Source organism: Aquitalea pelogenes (genome assembly GCF_041914625.1).
Lineage (GTDB): Bacteria > Pseudomonadota > Gammaproteobacteria > Burkholderiales > Chromobacteriaceae > Aquitalea > Aquitalea pelogenes.
In genome coordinates this window covers 137,500-153,552 of record NZ_JAYSDA010000007.1, presented here as the reverse complement: position 1 = coordinate 153,552, position 16,053 = coordinate 137,500, and the positions used below count along the sequence as shown (strand labels likewise).

Annotated in this window: 13 protein-coding genes; 4 read left to right on the top strand and 9 right to left on the bottom strand. The window is 63.5% G+C overall.

The genetic code is table 11. The features are described 5' to 3' along the window. Positions 1-6 precede the first annotated feature (6 nt). Both ACE3SE_RS08135 and ACE3SE_RS08130 read right to left on the bottom strand, forming a co-directional pair. A complete protein-coding gene (locus ACE3SE_RS08135) occupies positions 7-1,386 on the bottom strand; it encodes a NarK family nitrate/nitrite MFS transporter (protein ID WP_374554544.1) in 1,380 nt (459 codons plus the stop codon). A 53-nt stretch (positions 1,387-1,439) separates the two neighbouring features. Next, complete coding sequence (locus ACE3SE_RS08130) at positions 1,440-2,690, bottom strand: MFS transporter (protein WP_374554542.1); 1,251 nt, start codon at positions 2,688-2,690, stop codon at positions 1,440-1,442. 314 nt (positions 2,691-3,004) lie between these two features. Between ACE3SE_RS08130 and ACE3SE_RS08125 the strand changes: the two genes are divergently transcribed. The 4 genes from ACE3SE_RS08125 (at position 3,005) to moaA (ending at position 7,972) form a co-directional block, all read left to right on the top strand. After that, a complete protein-coding gene (locus tag ACE3SE_RS08125; RefSeq protein WP_374554540.1) occupies positions 3,005-4,912 on the top strand; it encodes a type IV pili methyl-accepting chemotaxis transducer N-terminal domain-containing protein in 1,908 nt (635 codons plus the stop codon). Beyond that, positions 4,909-5,565: a response regulator gene (locus tag ACE3SE_RS08120; protein ID WP_045846256.1), complete on the top strand. Its 657-nt coding sequence runs from the start codon at positions 4,909-4,911 to the stop codon at positions 5,563-5,565. The genes ACE3SE_RS08125 and ACE3SE_RS08120 overlap by 4 nt, the downstream gene beginning before the upstream one ends. A 98-nt stretch (positions 5,566-5,663) precedes the next feature. After that, positions 5,664-6,890 (top strand): GGDEF domain-containing protein, encoded by a 1,227-nt coding sequence (locus ACE3SE_RS08115; RefSeq protein ID WP_374554538.1) that lies wholly within the window; start codon positions 5,664-5,666, stop codon positions 6,888-6,890. Between the two features lie 107 nt (positions 6,891-6,997). Beyond that, positions 6,998-7,972 carry a GTP 3',8-cyclase MoaA gene (gene moaA, locus ACE3SE_RS08110; RefSeq protein ID WP_374554536.1) on the top strand — a complete coding sequence of 325 codons (975 nt, stop codon included), beginning with the start codon at positions 6,998-7,000 and terminating at the stop codon, positions 7,970-7,972. Here the strand turns inward: moaA and ACE3SE_RS08105 are convergent. From ACE3SE_RS08105 to ACE3SE_RS08075, 7 genes are all read right to left on the bottom strand, one after another. After that, complete coding sequence (locus ACE3SE_RS08105) at positions 7,950-8,900, bottom strand: iron-siderophore ABC transporter substrate-binding protein (protein ID WP_374554534.1); 951 nt, start codon at positions 8,898-8,900, stop codon at positions 7,950-7,952. The two genes, moaA and ACE3SE_RS08105, sit on opposite strands and share 23 nt — an antisense overlap. Continuing rightward, the gene (gene fhuB / locus ACE3SE_RS08100) at positions 8,897-10,897 is read right to left on the bottom strand and encodes a Fe(3+)-hydroxamate ABC transporter permease FhuB (protein ID WP_374554532.1); all 2,001 of its coding nucleotides are present in this window, start codon (positions 10,895-10,897) and stop codon (positions 8,897-8,899) included. Before fhuB ends, ACE3SE_RS08105 begins: the two co-directional genes overlap by 4 nt. A gap of 1 nt (position 10,898) precedes the next feature. After that, positions 10,899-11,666 (bottom strand): ABC transporter ATP-binding protein, encoded by a 768-nt coding sequence (locus tag ACE3SE_RS08095; RefSeq protein ID WP_374554530.1) that lies wholly within the window; start codon positions 11,664-11,666, stop codon positions 10,899-10,901. After that, entirely contained in the window at positions 11,650-12,435 is a 786-nt protein-coding gene (locus ACE3SE_RS08090; RefSeq protein ID WP_374554528.1) for a siderophore ferric iron reductase, read from the bottom strand. The genes ACE3SE_RS08095 and ACE3SE_RS08090 overlap by 17 nt, the downstream gene beginning before the upstream one ends. Next, positions 12,422-14,233, bottom strand: coding sequence for an IucA/IucC family protein (locus ACE3SE_RS08085; protein WP_374554526.1), 1,812 nt, complete (start codon positions 14,231-14,233; stop codon positions 12,422-12,424). Before ACE3SE_RS08085 ends, ACE3SE_RS08090 begins: the two co-directional genes overlap by 14 nt. Positions 14,234-14,294: 61 nt before the next feature. Then, positions 14,295-14,891 (bottom strand): GNAT family N-acetyltransferase, encoded by a 597-nt coding sequence (locus ACE3SE_RS08080; RefSeq protein ID WP_374554524.1) that lies wholly within the window; start codon positions 14,889-14,891, stop codon positions 14,295-14,297. After that, positions 14,888-16,051, bottom strand: coding sequence for an MFS transporter (locus tag ACE3SE_RS08075; RefSeq protein WP_374554522.1), 1,164 nt, complete (start codon positions 16,049-16,051; stop codon positions 14,888-14,890). Before ACE3SE_RS08075 ends, ACE3SE_RS08080 begins: the two co-directional genes overlap by 4 nt. Positions 16,052-16,053: the final 2 nt, after the last annotated feature.

Here is a 16,053-nt window from a genome sequence, read left to right as displayed (position 1 = left end):
ACTATGTCAGCAAGAAATCTCCGCATTCTTGCGCGCGTAGAACCACCAGTTGATCAGCACGCAGCTGGCGTAAAACAGGATGAAGGCATACAGCGCAGCCTCCACGCCACCGGTCATGGAAATGGAGGTGCCATAGCTCTTGGGAATGAAGAAACCGCCATAAGCACCAATGGCACCGGAGAAGCCCAGCACCGCCGCTGCTTCACGCGTGGCATCGGCCTGTGCCTGCTTTTGTGCCGCCTCGCCCTTGCCGGCCAGGCGCTGATGCAGGGTGAGGAAAATCACCGGCACCTGCATGAAGGTGGAACCGTTACCCACACCGGTCAGCGCAAACAGGCAGAGGAACATGGCAAAAAAGCCCTGGAAACTGCCGCCCTGGCCTGCATGCGGCAAGAATACCAGCACACCGCCCACCGCCAGCATCATCAGCAGGAATACCGCCTGGGTCACCTTGGCACCGCCAATCTTGTCCGCCAGCCAGCCGCCTACCGGACGGGCCAGCGCGCCCACCAGCGGGCCGTAGAACACGTATTTGGTGGGGTCCACATCCGGGAACTGGCCTTTCATCAGCAGCGGGAAACCGGCAGAGAAACCGATGAAGGAACCAAAGGTGCCGATGTACAGCCAGCACATCAGCCAATTGTGCTTGCGCTTGAAAATGACCACCTGGTCGGCAAAGGAAGCGCGCGCCGAGGCGATGTCGTTCATGCCCAGCCAGGCGGCAATGGTGGACAGCACAATAAAGGGTACCCAGACAAAACCGGCATTCTGCAGCCACATTTTCTTGTGCACCGCCGCCTTCACCCACACTTGCGGCTCGCCGCCAAAGGCACCGAACAGGCCCATGGTAATCACCAGCGGCACCACAAACTGCACCAGCGACACCCCCAGATTACCCAGGCCGGCATTCAGACCCAGCGCCGTGCCTTTTTCCGCCTTGGGAAAAAAGAAGCTGATATTGGACATGGACGAGCTGAAATTGCCGCCACCAAAGCCGCACAGCAAGGCCAGCACCACCATGGTGATGTAGCTGGTGTTCGGGTCCTGCACCGCGTAACCGATGCCGACAGCCGGAATCAGCAGGCTGGCGGTGGAAATGGCGGTCCACTTGCGGCCACCGAAAATCGGCACCATGAAGCTGTAGAAAATGCGCAGCGTGGCACCGGACAGTGCCGGCAGCGCAGCCAGCCAGAACAGCTGGTTTTGCGAATAGCTGAAGCCGATATTGGGCATGTTCAGCACCGCCACGCTCCATACCTGCCAGATGACAAAAGCCAGCATCAGCGCGGGGATGGATATCCACAGATTGCGCCGGGCAACAGCCTTGCCCTCCTGCTGCCAGAACTCCTTGTTTTCCGGTTCCCACCGGTTAAGTACATGTGACATCACGTCCTCCCTGACGGCCACTCGGCCATCAATCAAAAATGGGGTAGCCGGGCCTAGCCGGCCTTGCTGGCTGCCACTGCAGCCTTGCCCTGTGCGGGCTTGAAGGAAAAATGCATCCACACCAGCGACACGCACACCGTGCCGTACAGCAGCATGAAGGCGCTGCTGCGCACGCCGGTGACATCCAGCAGCACGCCAAACAGGATGGGCAGCAGGAAACCACCCATGCCGCCAGCCAGGCCCACCACGCCGGATACCGCGCCGATATTGTCGGGAAACTCGTTGGCAATGAACTTGAACACCGAGGCCTTGCCGATGGCCATGGCAATGCCCACGCCAAACAGCATCAGGGTGAAGGGAACAACGCTCAGGCCGATATGAAAGCTTTGCACGCCGTGCGTGGTGGTGATGCTGAAGTCGGTTTGCGGATAGGACAGGATGAAAAACGCCACCCAGCAGGTCCACATCACGCCCCAGGTCACCTTGTAGGGGCCAAAGCGGTCGGACAGCCAGCCGCCCATCGCCCGCAGCACGCCGCCAGGCAGGGAGAAACAGGCCGCCAGAAAGGCCGCATGCTTGATGTCAAAGCCGTACTCGCCCACGTAGTACTTGGTCATCCACAGCGCCAGCGCCACATAGCCGCCAAACACCACCGAGTAGTACTGGCAGTAGCGCAGCACGGCCGGGTTCTTCATCAAGGCCAGTTGTGCACCCAGGCTGGCCTTGCTGCGTACCAGATGCGCCGTGTCCTGATAGGAAAACAGCCAGAACAGAATGGCCGTCACCAGCATGATGCCGGCGTAGACCGAGGGCACCAGCTGCCAGCCACCGATGGCGATGATGCCGGGGGCGACCAGCTTGGTGAGCGAGGAACCGGCATTACCGGCCCCGAACACCCCCATGGCCATGCCCTGCTGTTCCGGCTTGAACCAGCGCGCCACATAGGGCGTGCCCACCGAAAACGCACCGCCAGCCAGCCCCACCAAGAGGCCGATGGCCAGGAACTGCCAGTAAGCCGTGGCGTACTGCATGATGAAAATGAAGGGCACGCAGGTCAGCATCAGCACAAACAGCACGATGCGGCCGCCAAAACGGTCGGTCCAGATGCCCAGCGGCACCCGTACCAGCGAGCCGGACAGCACTGGCGTGGCGGCGAGGATGCCGAATTCGGTTTCGTTCAGGCCCAGATGCTGCTTGATGGGAATACCCAGCACGGCAAACATCATCCAGATCATGAAACAGATGGTGAAGGCAATGGTGCTGGAAGCCAGTACCGCATACTGCTTGAAGCGTAATGAAGCCATGATGCCAAGCTCCGCTATTGGGATAGCTGGCATTTAACCCTTTTCCACACGCGGGAAATATTCACCGATAGCAGCACACCAGGCGGCATGAGGAGCTAGGCCACAGCGGCAGATGGAGAAGCCGGACTAATCACAATGGGGGATGGTCAGCCGCCAAACCCTGCCACAGCAGGCTGTCTGACTGCGCTCGGCACGGCGGCTTTCTCCACCTAATGGAGAATTGCTGTCACATGGGACAGGCATTATTGTTAAGCTGGAATACAGTCAGACGGCCCTGCCCTCTGAAGCCCCCAGCCCCACCGGACCCGCCCTGAATGATGCTTTACCAGACCCCGCAATGGCGCAGCCTGTCCACCAAACTGCTGATGCTGACCATCGCCTGGCTGCTGCTGGCCATGACTTCCATCGGCTACACCCTGGTGTTGTCGTGGAAGCTGGAAGGCGGCGCCGCCGCCATCAACGATGCCGGCAGCCTGCGCATGCGCAGCTATCACATTGCCCTGCAAGTGAGCGAAGGCGCGCCGCTGACCGCCATACACGATGAAGAACAGCAATTTGCCACCATTCTGGCGCGCCTGAAAAAGGGCGACCCGGCCCGGCCGCTGTTCTTGCCGGACAATGCCGCCGTGCACCAGCAGGTGGCGCTCATCGAGCAAGCCTGGCGACAGGACATGCAGCCCCTGCTGGAAAACGCCGCCCGGCAGGCCGGCCAGCCACGCAAGATGGAGCGGCCTGACATTGCCAGCTTCGTCAACCGCATCGACCGGCTGGTGAAACTGGTGGAAGAAGACAATGCGCGCAACACCACCTTGCTGCGCTTTTTCCAGATGGCGCTGATTGCCATGGCCATTGTCGGCTCGTTCAGCATGATGTTCTTGCTGTTCCTGCTGGTGATCCGCCCGCTCAATGCCCTGGGCGAAGGCATGCTGCGGCTGCGCGACGGCCAGCTGGATGCGCGGGTGGGCGTGGACAGCAGCGAGGAATTTGCCTCCATTGCCACCGGTTTCAACCAGATGGCCGACCGCCTGCAGGACCTGTACACCACGCTGGAACAGAAAGTGGCCGACAAAACCCGCTCGGTGGAAGAAAAAAACCGCCAGTTGGCCGCCCTCTACAATGTCACGGCCTTTTTGCACGGCTCGCACACGCTGGACAATATGTGCAGCGGCTTCATCACCCGGCTGATCGAACTGACCGGCGCCGATGCCGGCAGCGTGCGGCTTGTGGATTTCAAGCGTGGCCGGCTGGAACTGATTGCCCAGCAAGGCCTGCCGCTGGACATGCTGGAACACGACGAGTGCGCCCCCATCGACGGCTGCCTGTGCGGTGATGCCGTGCAACAGCCGGTGTCGGTAATACACCGTTTCGACCAGCTGCCGCAGGTAGAAGAAAAACACTGCCAGCGCGCCGGTTTTGCCAGCATTTCGGTATTTCACATCCGCCATAACCAGAATAACGTCGGCATTTTCACGCTGTACTTCTACCAGCAGCCACAACTGACCGCGCAAGACCAGTTCTTGCTGGAAACCCTGGGCAGCCATCTGGGCGTAGCGGTGGAAAACCAGCGCCTGGCCGCCCGCGACCGCCAGTTTGCCGTGGCCGAGGAACGCAACCTGATGGCGCAGGGCCTGCACGACAGCATTGCCCAGTCACTGTCCTTCCTCAATCTGCAAGTCCAGATGCTGGAAGCCGCGCTGGCCGACAAGCAAACCGAACAGGCAGAGGAAAACCTGGCCTGCATCCGCGCCGGCGTGCAGGAGTGTTACGAGGACGTGCGCGAACTGCTGCTCAACTTCCGCACCCGCATCAACAAGGAAGACTTTGCCGATGCGGTACGCACCTTGCTGGACCGTTTTGAAAAGCAGGCCCGCGTGCCCACCCAGCTCAGCCTCAGCGGCAACGGCCTGGCGCTGGACCCGCAACAGCAATTGCAGGTGATTTTCATCCTGCAAGAAGCGCTGTCCAATGTACGCAAACACGCACACGCCCGCCGCGTGATGGTGGAAATCCGCAATGATGCCGATTTTTGCATGCTGATACGCGACGATGGCTGCGGTTTTGACGAAGACCTGGTCGCCAGCCGTCGGGCCAGCCATGTCGGCCTGTCCATCATGCAGGAACGCGCAGCCCGCATTCATGGCCAGATCAGCGTGCAAGCCCATAGCGATGGCGGCACCGAAGTCAGCCTGTTGTTACCCCATACCGAAAGACAAGCCGCATGAGCACCATCCGCATCCTGCTGGTCGATGACCACACCCTGTTTCGCAGCGGCCTGAAAGCCCTGCTGCAACGACAAAGCGACTTTGACATCGTCGGCGAAGCCGCCGACGGCCTGGAAGGCGTCAAACTGTGCGAACAACTGAAGCCCGACGTGGTGCTGCTGGACATCGACATGCCGCAGATGAACGGCCGCGAAGCGCTGGCGCAAATCCTGGTCACCCAGCCGCAGCTGGCGGTGCTGATGCTCACCGTATCCGAGGATGGTGAGGACCTGGCCGAGTGCCTGAAAACCGGCGCACGCGGCTATCTCTTGAAAAACATCAACGCCGACTTCCTGCTGGACAGCATCCGCCGCGCGGTGGATGGCGACAGCGTGCTGTCACCGGAAATGACATCCAAACTGCTGTCGCAATTGCGCGGCGGCGAAAGCAGCAAGGGCAAGCGCAGCGGCGTGGAGCAGCTGACCCAGCGTGAGCGGGAAATCCTGGCCTGGCTCAGCCGTGGCGTCAGCAACAAGGAAATCGCCCGCTCGCTGGACCTGGCCGAGAGCACCATCAAGGTGCATGTGCAGAATATCCTGCGCAAACTCAGCCTCAACGGCCGGGTACAAGCCGCGCTGTTTGCCGTCGAACACGGGCTGGACAAGCTGCCCTGACCCATGCCCTTGCCGTGAATAGTGTTGAAGCTGGCAAAAAGGACAACTACCATGTCATACATGGACACGCCCAACCCTGACGCTGCCTGCCTGACACCATGACTTCCTTTGCGCTGCTGGATGCACTGCACACCCCGGTCTGGATCATCCTGCCAGACAGCGGAAAACTGTTGTTTGCCAACCGGCAGGCCAGACAGCTGTCCGGCGATCAGGACATCGCCTGCCTGCGGGGTGGTCATCTGTCCGCCTGCGCGCTGGAACAGCTGAGCGACTACAGCCCGGACATGCTGCAATACCAGCAGGTGGTGGAAGTATGGACCCTGCCCGGCGAAAACGGCCCGCATGTGCTGTGCTGCCATCTGGGCCATCTGCTACTGGGTGATGGCCGCCCGGCCATCATTGCCGAAGGCATGCTGGAAGCCGCCCTGCCGGATGATGCCGCCAGCACCCTGTCTGCCGACCCCGGACGCGACGGCAGCTTCCACGAAATGCTGATGCAAACCAATAGCGCGCCCATGCTGCTGATCGACCCGGCCGATGATGGCCGCATCGTCAATGTCAATCAGGCGGCCGCCCGTTTTTATGGTTATCCGCGTGACGTGTTCATCCACAAGCACACCTGGGAAATCAACGCCATGGGGCGGGACATCCTGCCGGTGATGCACCATATCTCCCAGTTGCCGGGCGGGCACAAGCCCTTGAGTTTTGTCCACCGGCTGGCCGATGGCAGCCTGCGCGACGTACAGACCTATGCCGGGCCGGTGGTAATAAACGGCAAGCGCCTGATGTTGTGCGTGGTGCACGACATCACCGAGCAAAAACGGCTGAAGGCCGAACTGGAACAGGCCGCGCTGAAAGACCCGCTCACCGGCCTGTGGAACCGGCGGCACCTGCTGCTGCAACTGGAACGCGCCATCCAGGACAAGCGGCGCTTTGGCAACGATTTCAGCCTGATCCTGATCGACGCGGACAACTTCAAGCAGATCAACGACCAGCACGGCCACTTTACCGGTGACGAAGTGCTGGTCTGGCTGGCCCGCACCCTGGAGTCACGCGTGCGGGCACAGGATACCGTGTGCCGCTGGGGCGGCGAGGAGTTCGTCATCCTGCTGCCGCAAACCAGTCACGACAATGCCATGCGTCTGGCCGAGGCGCTGCGCCACACCGTGGCAGCAAACCTTCATGAAAAACTGCCGGCCATCACGATAAGCCTGGGCGTGGCCATTCACCAGGACAATGAAACGGTGGAAAGCCTGATCATGCGGGTGGACAACGCGCTGTATCAGGCCAAGCACCTGGGCCGCAACCGCGTGATGGCGGCCTGAGCCGCCCCCTACTCCCTACGGCGTAGCCCGGCCTCCACCACTGGCCAACTGGCAAGCCGCCACGCTCAGCCTACACTGGCAGCCATTCTCCCCTTCTGGTGCCAGCCATGCTGTCCGACCGTTTTGGCAGAACCATCGACTATCTGCGGGTGTCCGTCACCGACCGCTGCGACCTGCGTTGCAGCTACTGCATTCCCAAAGGCTTCAAGGGCTTCGAGGAACCGGCCAACTGGCTGCGCTTTGACGAAATTGAGCGCGTGGTGGCCGCCTTTGCCCGGCTGGGCACGCGCCGCTTCCGCCTGACCGGCGGCGAACCGCTGCTGCGGCGTGACTTGCCGCAACTGGTAGGCACGCTGGCAGCACTGCCGGGGGTTGAAGACCTGTCGCTCACCAGCAATGGCACCCAGCTGGCCAGCCTGGCCGCACCACTTAAATCCGCCGGCCTGCACCGGCTCAACATCAGCCTGGATTCGCTGCGCCGCGACTGTGTGGCCAGCATCAGTGGCAGCGACAGCCTGGACAAGGTGCTGTCAGGGCTGGCGGCGGCCAAAGCGGCAGGGTTTGCCAATATCAAGATCAATATGGTGCCGCTGGCCGGGGTAAATGACGGCGATATCGAATCCATGCTGGCCTACTGCATGGAGCAGGGTTTTGTGCTGCGCCTGATCGAAGCCATGCCGATGGGCAGTACCGGCCAGGCCGCACAAGGGCTGGACCTGAGCCAGTTGCTGGACAAACTCACCCGCCAGCACGGCCTGGTTGCCAGCAGCCGCAGCCTGGGCGGCGGCCCGGCCTCTTACTGGCAAAACGCCGATGCCAGCTTCACCCTGGGCCTGATCACGCCGCTGTCGCAGCACTTCTGCGCCACCTGCAACCGGGTGCGGCTATCGGTGGATGGCACGCTGTACATGTGCCTGGGTCAGGAAGAACAACTGGAACTGCGCCCGCTACTGCGCGCCGGCTGCAGCGACGCCGAGCTGGAAGTCGCCATTCGTGCCGCCATCGAACTGAAACCGGAAAAACACGAATTCATCCAGCAGCCACAACAGGTGGTCCGTTTCATGTCGATGACCGGCGGCTAGGCATGTTTGCCGCCACCGGCCTGTCAGCCAGCAAGGGCAACTGCAACAAGGCGGCCGTCATGCGCTGGGCCAGGTAATACAGTGAGCCCACCCCGCCATAACTCCAGGCTGGCGCCACCGCCGCCAGCCGCTGCTGCCGGACAAAGGGCATGCCCTGCCACAGCGGGCTGATAAACAGCCGCCCCGCTTCGGCAAACGGTTGCTGATACAGCACCACCTCGTCTCCCCAGGCTGCCAGATCCACCACCCGCTGCTGGCTGATCCCCCATACCGAAGCCGCCGGCGTGCTGGTGGTGTTCAGCCCCAGCCGGCGCAAGGCCAGCACCGGCATGGCATTGCTGCCATATACATACACGCTGGAGGCATTGGCAAAACGGATGACCTGCACCCGTGGCAGACGCCGTGCACCATGTGCCTGCAATTGCTGACGCAATTGCGCAAAGCCCTGTGCCAGCTGGCCCAGCCTGGTTCTAGCCTGCGGCTGGCGGCCCAGCACCCGGCCCAGTTGCAGGAAAATGGCTTCGGCTGCCTGGGCATGGTCCTCGTTCGGGCGGAAAGCATCGATGGTCAGCACCGGCGCAATGGCTTGCAGCCGCGGGCGCAAGGCACCCAGCACCGGACTGCTCAGGATCAGATCAGGCTTCAGACTGGCCAGCAATTCCAGGTTCGGCTCCAGCCGGCTGCCCGCCGACAGCGCTCCGGCGGGTAACAATGGCTGCGCCACCCAGCGCCGGTAGTCGTCGGCATCCGCTACCGCCAGCGGAGTGATTCCCAGCTCCAGCAGGTTTTCCGCCGCCTCCCAGCTGAGCGCCACAATACGCTTGGCTGCCGGCATGGCCGGTGCCGCCTTCAGTTCATCCACCCCACCAGCCATGGCCGGGCAGGCCAGCAGCCACCACAACAGGACAAAAAACCAGCCACGCCTCATTGCCCACCTCCACGCCGCAGGCGCTGCCACCCCAGCAACAACAGGAAATAACAACCGCACAAAACCGATGCCAGCATGCCCAGCGGCAATTGCCGCGGGTAAATCACCACCCGCCCCAGCCAGTCGGCCAGCAGCAGCAAACCGGCCCCCAGCAAGGCGGCCACCAGCAGCTGTGTTGCCGCCTGCCGCGCACCCAGCATGCTGGCAATATGCGGTGCCAGCAGGCCCAGAAACGCCACCGGCCCCAGTACCGCAGTCACCGCAGCAGTCAGCAAGGCCACCAGCAGCAGCAGGCCCAGACGGGCGGCAGCCAGATGCAGGCCACGGCCTTGTGCCAGGCCATCACCCAGACCAAGCAGGGTCAGCACGCGCTGGCAGGCCAGGGCCAGCGCGGCCAACAGCAGCACGGCCAGGCTGAGCCACACTGCCTGCGACGGTGTCACCCGGTAACTGGAACCGGACAACCATGCCAATACCGCCAGGCTGTCCGGCGTGCCCCTGGCCAGCACCGTTTGCAACATGGCATCCAGCATGGCGGCCAGGGCAATGCCGCTGAGCGCCATCATGCCCGGCGCATACTGGTGGCGACGGCCCAGCCATAGCAAAACAGCCAGCACCAGCAAGGCCCCCAGCAAGGCAAACATGATGCCGTCCTCCAGCAAGGACCGCCCCAGGCAAGCGGCCACCAGCAGCATGCACAAGGTGGAGCCAGCCGACAGGCCGAGTAGATCGGGACTGGCCAGCGGGTTACGCAGCAGCCGCTGCAATAGCACGCCAGCCAGCGCCAGGCCCGCCCCGGCACTCAGGGCCACCAGACTGCGCGGCCAGCGCAGCGACCATAACAAGGCATCCGGCCACTGCCATTGCCAGCCGTCGGGGCCGGGGGCCAGTGCGATACTCAGCCAGCACAGACCCAACAAGGCCCCCAGTAGCAGCAGGTAGTTACGCTTGCGCCACTGACGCTGACTGCCCGGCATCTGCAACATCGCAGTGTGCTGTGCCGCGTTCATGCTGCGCCGTACCAGCCACAGCAGCAGCGGCCCGCCCAGCAAGGCAGTCACCGCGCCGCTGGGCAGGCTGCTGCCCGCCCAGTGGCCGATGGCCAGTGCCAGACAATCGCTGCCCAGCAAGCAAGCCGCCCCCAGCAGCGCACTGCAGGCCAGTTGCGCCAGCGGACGGCGCGCGCCCAGCAACTGGGCCAGATTGGGGGCCAGCAGGCCGATGAAACCGATCAGCCCCACCGCCGTCACCGTCACCGCACTCAGCCACAGTGCCGCCAGCAGCAACAGCAGAATGGTGCCCAGTGCCAGCCCTCGGCCGCGCGCGGCAGCCACACCCAGCGACAGCATGGCCAGTGGCCGGGGTGCCAGCCACAGCAACAACACGGCAGGCAGCAGGCGCGGCCACAGCCACTGCGCCCATTGCCAGTCTATTTGCGCCAGATCGCCGGCCCCCCAGACAAACAGATTGCTGGCGTACTGGTCGTGCAATAACACCAGCATGGTGGCCATGCCGCCCAGCAGCAGATTCACCGCCATGCCGGCCAGCACCAGCGGCAAGCCGTTCAGCCCGCGCGGTCCGGCCAGCAGCAAGACCAGCCCCAGCGCCAGCATGGCACCCAGCAAGGCTGGCCAGCCGCTGCTCAAGGAGGGATTGTCGGGCAGTACCACGGCAGCCAGCACCACACCCAGCCAGGCACCCGATGAAATGCCCAGCGTCATGGGAGACACCAGTCGATTGCCGCTGAGTTGTTGCAGCACGCTGCCGGACAAGCCCAGTGCCGCCCCGGCCAGCAGCGCCATCACCATGCGTGGCAGGCTGGCGTAATAAAACTGCAGGCTGGCAATGTCCTGCTGCTGCCACCACGGCCCGGCAGGCGGCATGCCTCCGTTAAGCCACAGGTGCAAGCCAGCCAGCAGACAGAGCACCGGCAATATCCAGCGCAGATGACCATGCGCCCCGGCCCTCTGGCCGGGCTTGGCAATCACATGCTCCATATCAGGCCACCACCGCCACCGGACAGGCCTGCCCGGCCTGCTCCAGCAAGCGGATTTCAATGCCGTACAGGCCGGACAGCCGCGGCGAATGCAATAACTCCAGCGGGCTGCCGTCAAAATAGAGGGCACCACGCTGCAAGGCGATGATGCGGTCGGCAAAGCGGGCGGCCAGGTTCAGATCATGCAGCACCACCACCACGCCACGTCCGGTTTGCTGGTTGAGGCGGCGCAGCAGGCCCATCATTTCGTATTGATGGGCCAGATCCAGCGCCGAGGTGGGCTCATCCAGCAGCAGCAACGGCGATTGCTGGGCCAGCAGCATGGCTATCCAGGCCCGCTGGCGCTCGCCACCGGACAGGCTGTCCGCCGCCCGCGCGGCATACTGGCTGACATCGGCATCGGCCATCGCCTGTGCCACCACGGCGCTATCCTGTTCCCGCCAGCGGCCAAACACCCCGCACCAGGGGTAACGCCCCAAGGCCACCAGTTCGGCCACCGTCAGTCCGGCTGCGTCCGGCAGCCGCTGCGGCAAGTACGCCACCTGGCGGGCAAACTGGCGGGCGGACAGGCGGGCGCTGGGTGCGCCATTGAGCAGCACCTGCCCCCGGTCCGGCTGCAACTGGCGCGCCAATACATTCATCAGGGTGGATTTACCGGAGCCGTTATGCCCCAGAATGACGGTGAATGCCGTCCCGTCCAGCTGCAAGGCTGGTAACTGCAACAGGCAGCGCCCCTGACGCCGCACCTGGATATCATGCAAGCTCAACATCTTGTTGTGCCCACTCCTGTCTGAGCAGCGCAATGCGCGCTGCCGGTTTCAATTTCGGACACGTACTGCACAGTGTCCCCTCACAGCGGCGAAAATGCTGGCAGCAGGCACGCCGCTCCAGTGCCAGCCGCTCGCCGCCCTGCTCCAGCGCCACCGGCCACAGCCCGCTGGCCTGCGGCAGTTGCATTGCATCCAGCCACTGCCCACACCAGTCGGTCACGGTGGCGTTATCCAGCACCGGGCGCTGCTGCTGCACCCGCAACAAGGCGGCGGCCACACAATCGGCCAACAAGCGGCCTGCCAGCTTGGGGTGCAATGGCTGCTGGGCGTGTAGCTGGGCATGCAGGCAGTCGGCCATCTCCGTCAGTTGCCGCGCGGCCTGCTGACGCAGGCTGGCTATAGCGGCAGGCTGCAGCATTTGCTCCGGCAGGCTGAAACCGGCCACCATGCCGGGCAGCAAACGCTGCTGCATGGCGCTGAAATCCGGCAGCACTGCCGCCAGCTCCACCGCCAGCACCGTGGCATAGGCGGGCTGCCATAGCAGCAGGCTCCAGCTGCGGCAGCCCCAGTAATGCGGGCCGGCTTCCGGATGCTGCTGACGCAGGTGCAGCAGCAGTTGGCCGATGGCCGCACTGGCGCTGCCAATGGCAAACTCATCCGGCGCGGGCAGCCCTACCCGGCCCTCCAGCCCGGGCAGCGCCCGGGCCAGCAGCGGCAGCAAACGGCCCAGCGGCAGTGTGCTGCCTGCGGCCCGCTCAGTCGGACACATGATCAGCCAGCGGATTGCGCAAGGTGCCGGCAAACTTGAGGTTGCCGGCCGGGTTGGCCAGGTCCAGCATTTGCTGGTTATTGCCCAGTTGCAGCCGGTTGAGGCATGAGCGGTCAAACTCCGGCATGAACAGGTCGTAGCGGGCAAAGCGCTCGGCCAGCTGCGGGAATTGCGCCTGGTAAGTGCGCACGCACTGGGCCACCTCCTGCCAGAATGCTTGCTCCGGCAGGCCGCAATGCTCATCCAGAATGGCAGACAGGTAGCGGAAGAAACCGTCGAACACATCGGTGAACAAGGCCAGCAGCTTCATGTGTTCCGGCACCTTCACCGCCAGCCGTGCTACCGCAGGCGGCAAGGCGGCGTCCGGGTTCAGGATGGCGGCTTCCTCGGCGATGTCCTTCATGATGGCGCGCTGCGGGATATTGTTTTCCAGCTGCAGGATGAGGTTTTCCCCGTGTGGCATGAACACCAGCTCGTGGGCATAGAAGCAATGCAGCAGCGGTGCCAGATAGGCTTGCAGATAACGCGCCACCCAGTTGCGCGCGTCCAGGCCGGAACTCCTGATCAGCGCCGCCAGCAAGGACTCCCCGGCGGCATCGATATGCAGCAGCGCAGCCATGGTCATCAGCCGTTTGCCAGGCCCCAGCAAGGCAGCGGGGCTTTCACGCCACAGCGCCGACAACATCTTCTTGTACGGCGAGTCCTTGCTGATGCCGTTGTCGAAATAGGGATTGCGAAAACCGATGGACGCCACTTCGCGCAAAATGGCAAAGCCTTGCTGGCGCAGGTAGGCATCGCTATCCACCAGTTGGCGGATCCAGTCGTTGATGGCCGGGGTGGCCAGCATGTAATACGGCGACAGCCCGCGCATGAAGCCCATATTGAGAATGGACAGCGCAGTTTTCACATAGCGGCGCTGCGGCTGGCTGATGTTGTAGAAGGTGCGGATGGACTGCTGCGCCAGATAGGCATCCTCGCCATACCCCAGGCAGACGATATGGCGCTGTGCCACCTCCGGCGCAAAGGAAATGGCCAGCTTGTTGAACCACTGCCAGGGGTGGGCCGGCATCAGCAGGTAGTCGTCCATGTCCAGTTGCTGCGCAGCCAGCTGGCGGGCAAAACCGGCCAGCACCTCGCTGCCCAGTTCTTCTTGCAGCAGGCGCTGGTAGTCCAGATCGGCCGCGCACGAGAAGGTGGCGCGCGCCTTGTGCACCGCCAGCCAGATCAGGCGCTGCGGCGCCGCGGCTTCCGGCGCATGGCGCAGGTAATCCACCGCATCGAAGCCGATACGGCCGTTATTGGCGACAAAGCCCGGGTGCCCTTCCATCATCGAGGTTTCCACCGACTGGAAATCCGCCCGGGTCAGTTCCTCGGCACTCAGCCCGCCACGGGCATGCTTGTAGGCACTGCCATACAGGGTGCTGCTGATTTCCTCCAGGTACACCGGCATCATGTCGTCGCCAATGCCCAGCACCGCCTTGAATTCGATGATGAAAGCCAGCGCGTCCAGCTCGGCAGCGGCACCCCGCACGATGCGCTGGATGGATGCCGGGTCGATCAGCCAGTGCTCCAGCGCCAGCACACGGGCGCGGAAAGTGTATGCGCCGCTGCCATCCGGAATGGGCAGGCGGTATTCGCCCCAGCCGTCCTCTTGTTGCTGCAGTTCGGGTGTCAGCAACAGTTCGTGGGAAAACTCGGCAATGGCCTTGCGCAGCAGCAGGCGGTTGACCTTGGCCCAGATGGCCGGCTGCAGATGGGAAACCAGTTGTTGCGGATGTTGATGATTGACGTTTTGCATGGTGTTCCTTGCACCAGGGCGTGGCCGCCTGACAGCGGCTGCCCCGGCAGGGTAAATGTTGTCAGAGTGCACACGCGGCCTGGTCGGCGATGGCTTGCAGATGGGCGTCAAACTGCGCCCGCGTGCAGAAAGCCAGCGCGGCGCGCTTGTGCGGCAACGCGATTTCGCCGTGATAGACAAAGCCGGCATAGCGGTTGAGCTGGTGGATCTTGTCGTTACGCACATCCGGCTCCACCACGACGCGGCGGACGGACGGTTCGGCAAACAGGGCCGCCAGCACCGTATCCATCGCCACCCGGCTAAAACCGCTGCGCGGCTGCTCTGGCGGGGCCAGCAGCAGATGCATGCCGATATCGCCGGGCTGCACCGGGTAATGGCGGCCCAGTTCGTCATGGGCCGGGTCGTAGCGCTCCATCAGGAAAGCCGGTGCATCGTCCAGCCAGGCCAGCCAGGCCTGGGCATGGCCACTGGCCTGCAAGCTGGCATAGGCGGCAGTGACCGCTGCCAGCGCATGCCCCTGCATGCCCCAGTAGCGGGCGTAATCACGCTGCACCCAGTCATGCAGCAAGGGGATGTCCTCGGGAATGCGCAAGGCATGCAGGCGAAAGCAGCCAAAACCCTCCACCTGACGGGTGAACAAAGGTAAACGCGCCGTCATGGGCAAACTCCTTGGGAAAGCGCCGGGGCAGGTTCCCGCAGCAATACAGGGGATAACAGCCAGCACAGCAGCAGCCCCAGCGCCGCAGCCACAAACGGGGCCAGCAAGCCATGGCCTGCCACCAGCACACCGGCGGCGGAAGAGGACAGCAACACGCCCAGGTTCTGGCACAGGCTGATGCGGCTGTAGTCACGGGCATAGCGTGCCGGGCTGCTGTGGCGGAACAATTGCAGGTCCAGCCACACCGTCAGCTGGAACAGCGCCCAGCCAAACAGGCAGCGCCCCAGCAACAGCAGTGGCAGCCAGGGCTGGGCCTGCAACAGCAGACCGGCCGCTCCCAGCCACCACAGGTGGCGCAGGCCAGCAGTTGCCGTCAGGCCACGCTGCGAACGCCGCCGCGCATGCCACAAACCCAGCAAGGCCATGGCAGCAGGCAGGGCAAACACCGCTGCGGCCAGCAGGCTGTTGTCGATACCGCTTTGCTGCTGCCAGTACAGGGCAAAGAAGCCGCGCACCAGATAGGCACTGCAGTAGAACAACAGCATCAGCAGTCCCAGCCGCCACAGCGCAGCACCTGCCGCCTGCGGGCTGGCTGCCTGTTCCTGCTCTGTCTCCGCAACCGCAGATGAGGCATGCGGATGCCAGCGCAGCCACAGGCACAGGGCCATCTGCAGCAGGTCTGCCAGCGCCATCAGCAAGAAGATATCGCCCGGTGGCAACAGGCCCAGCAAGGCACCGCCCAGCAAGGCGCCGCCAATGCCACCAAAGTGGACAATCACCGACAGCAGGCCGATCAGGCTGCCATGCTGTTGCCGTGGGGTCTGGCTCATCAGCAGCGGGTAGATCAGCAGATAGCTGGCCTTGCACGCCACCATGCTCAGCGAGGCCAGCCAGAAGGCCGCCATGCCGTTGCTGTAGGCGCTGCACAGGCATAGCAAGGCGGCGGCCAGTTGGGTGACAGGCAATAGCCGCAGCAAGGCCACCCGCCGTGCCAGCGCCGCCCAGACGGGCAGCGCCAGCATCACCACCAGGCACATGGCAGCCAGGTAATTGCCCACCAGGCTGGCATCGTTCACCCCGAAGCGGCTGGCAAAGTACTGGGGATAAAACGGCAGCAATACCGCATCGCCCACCACCGCCAGGCTGGTCAGGGTCAGCAATA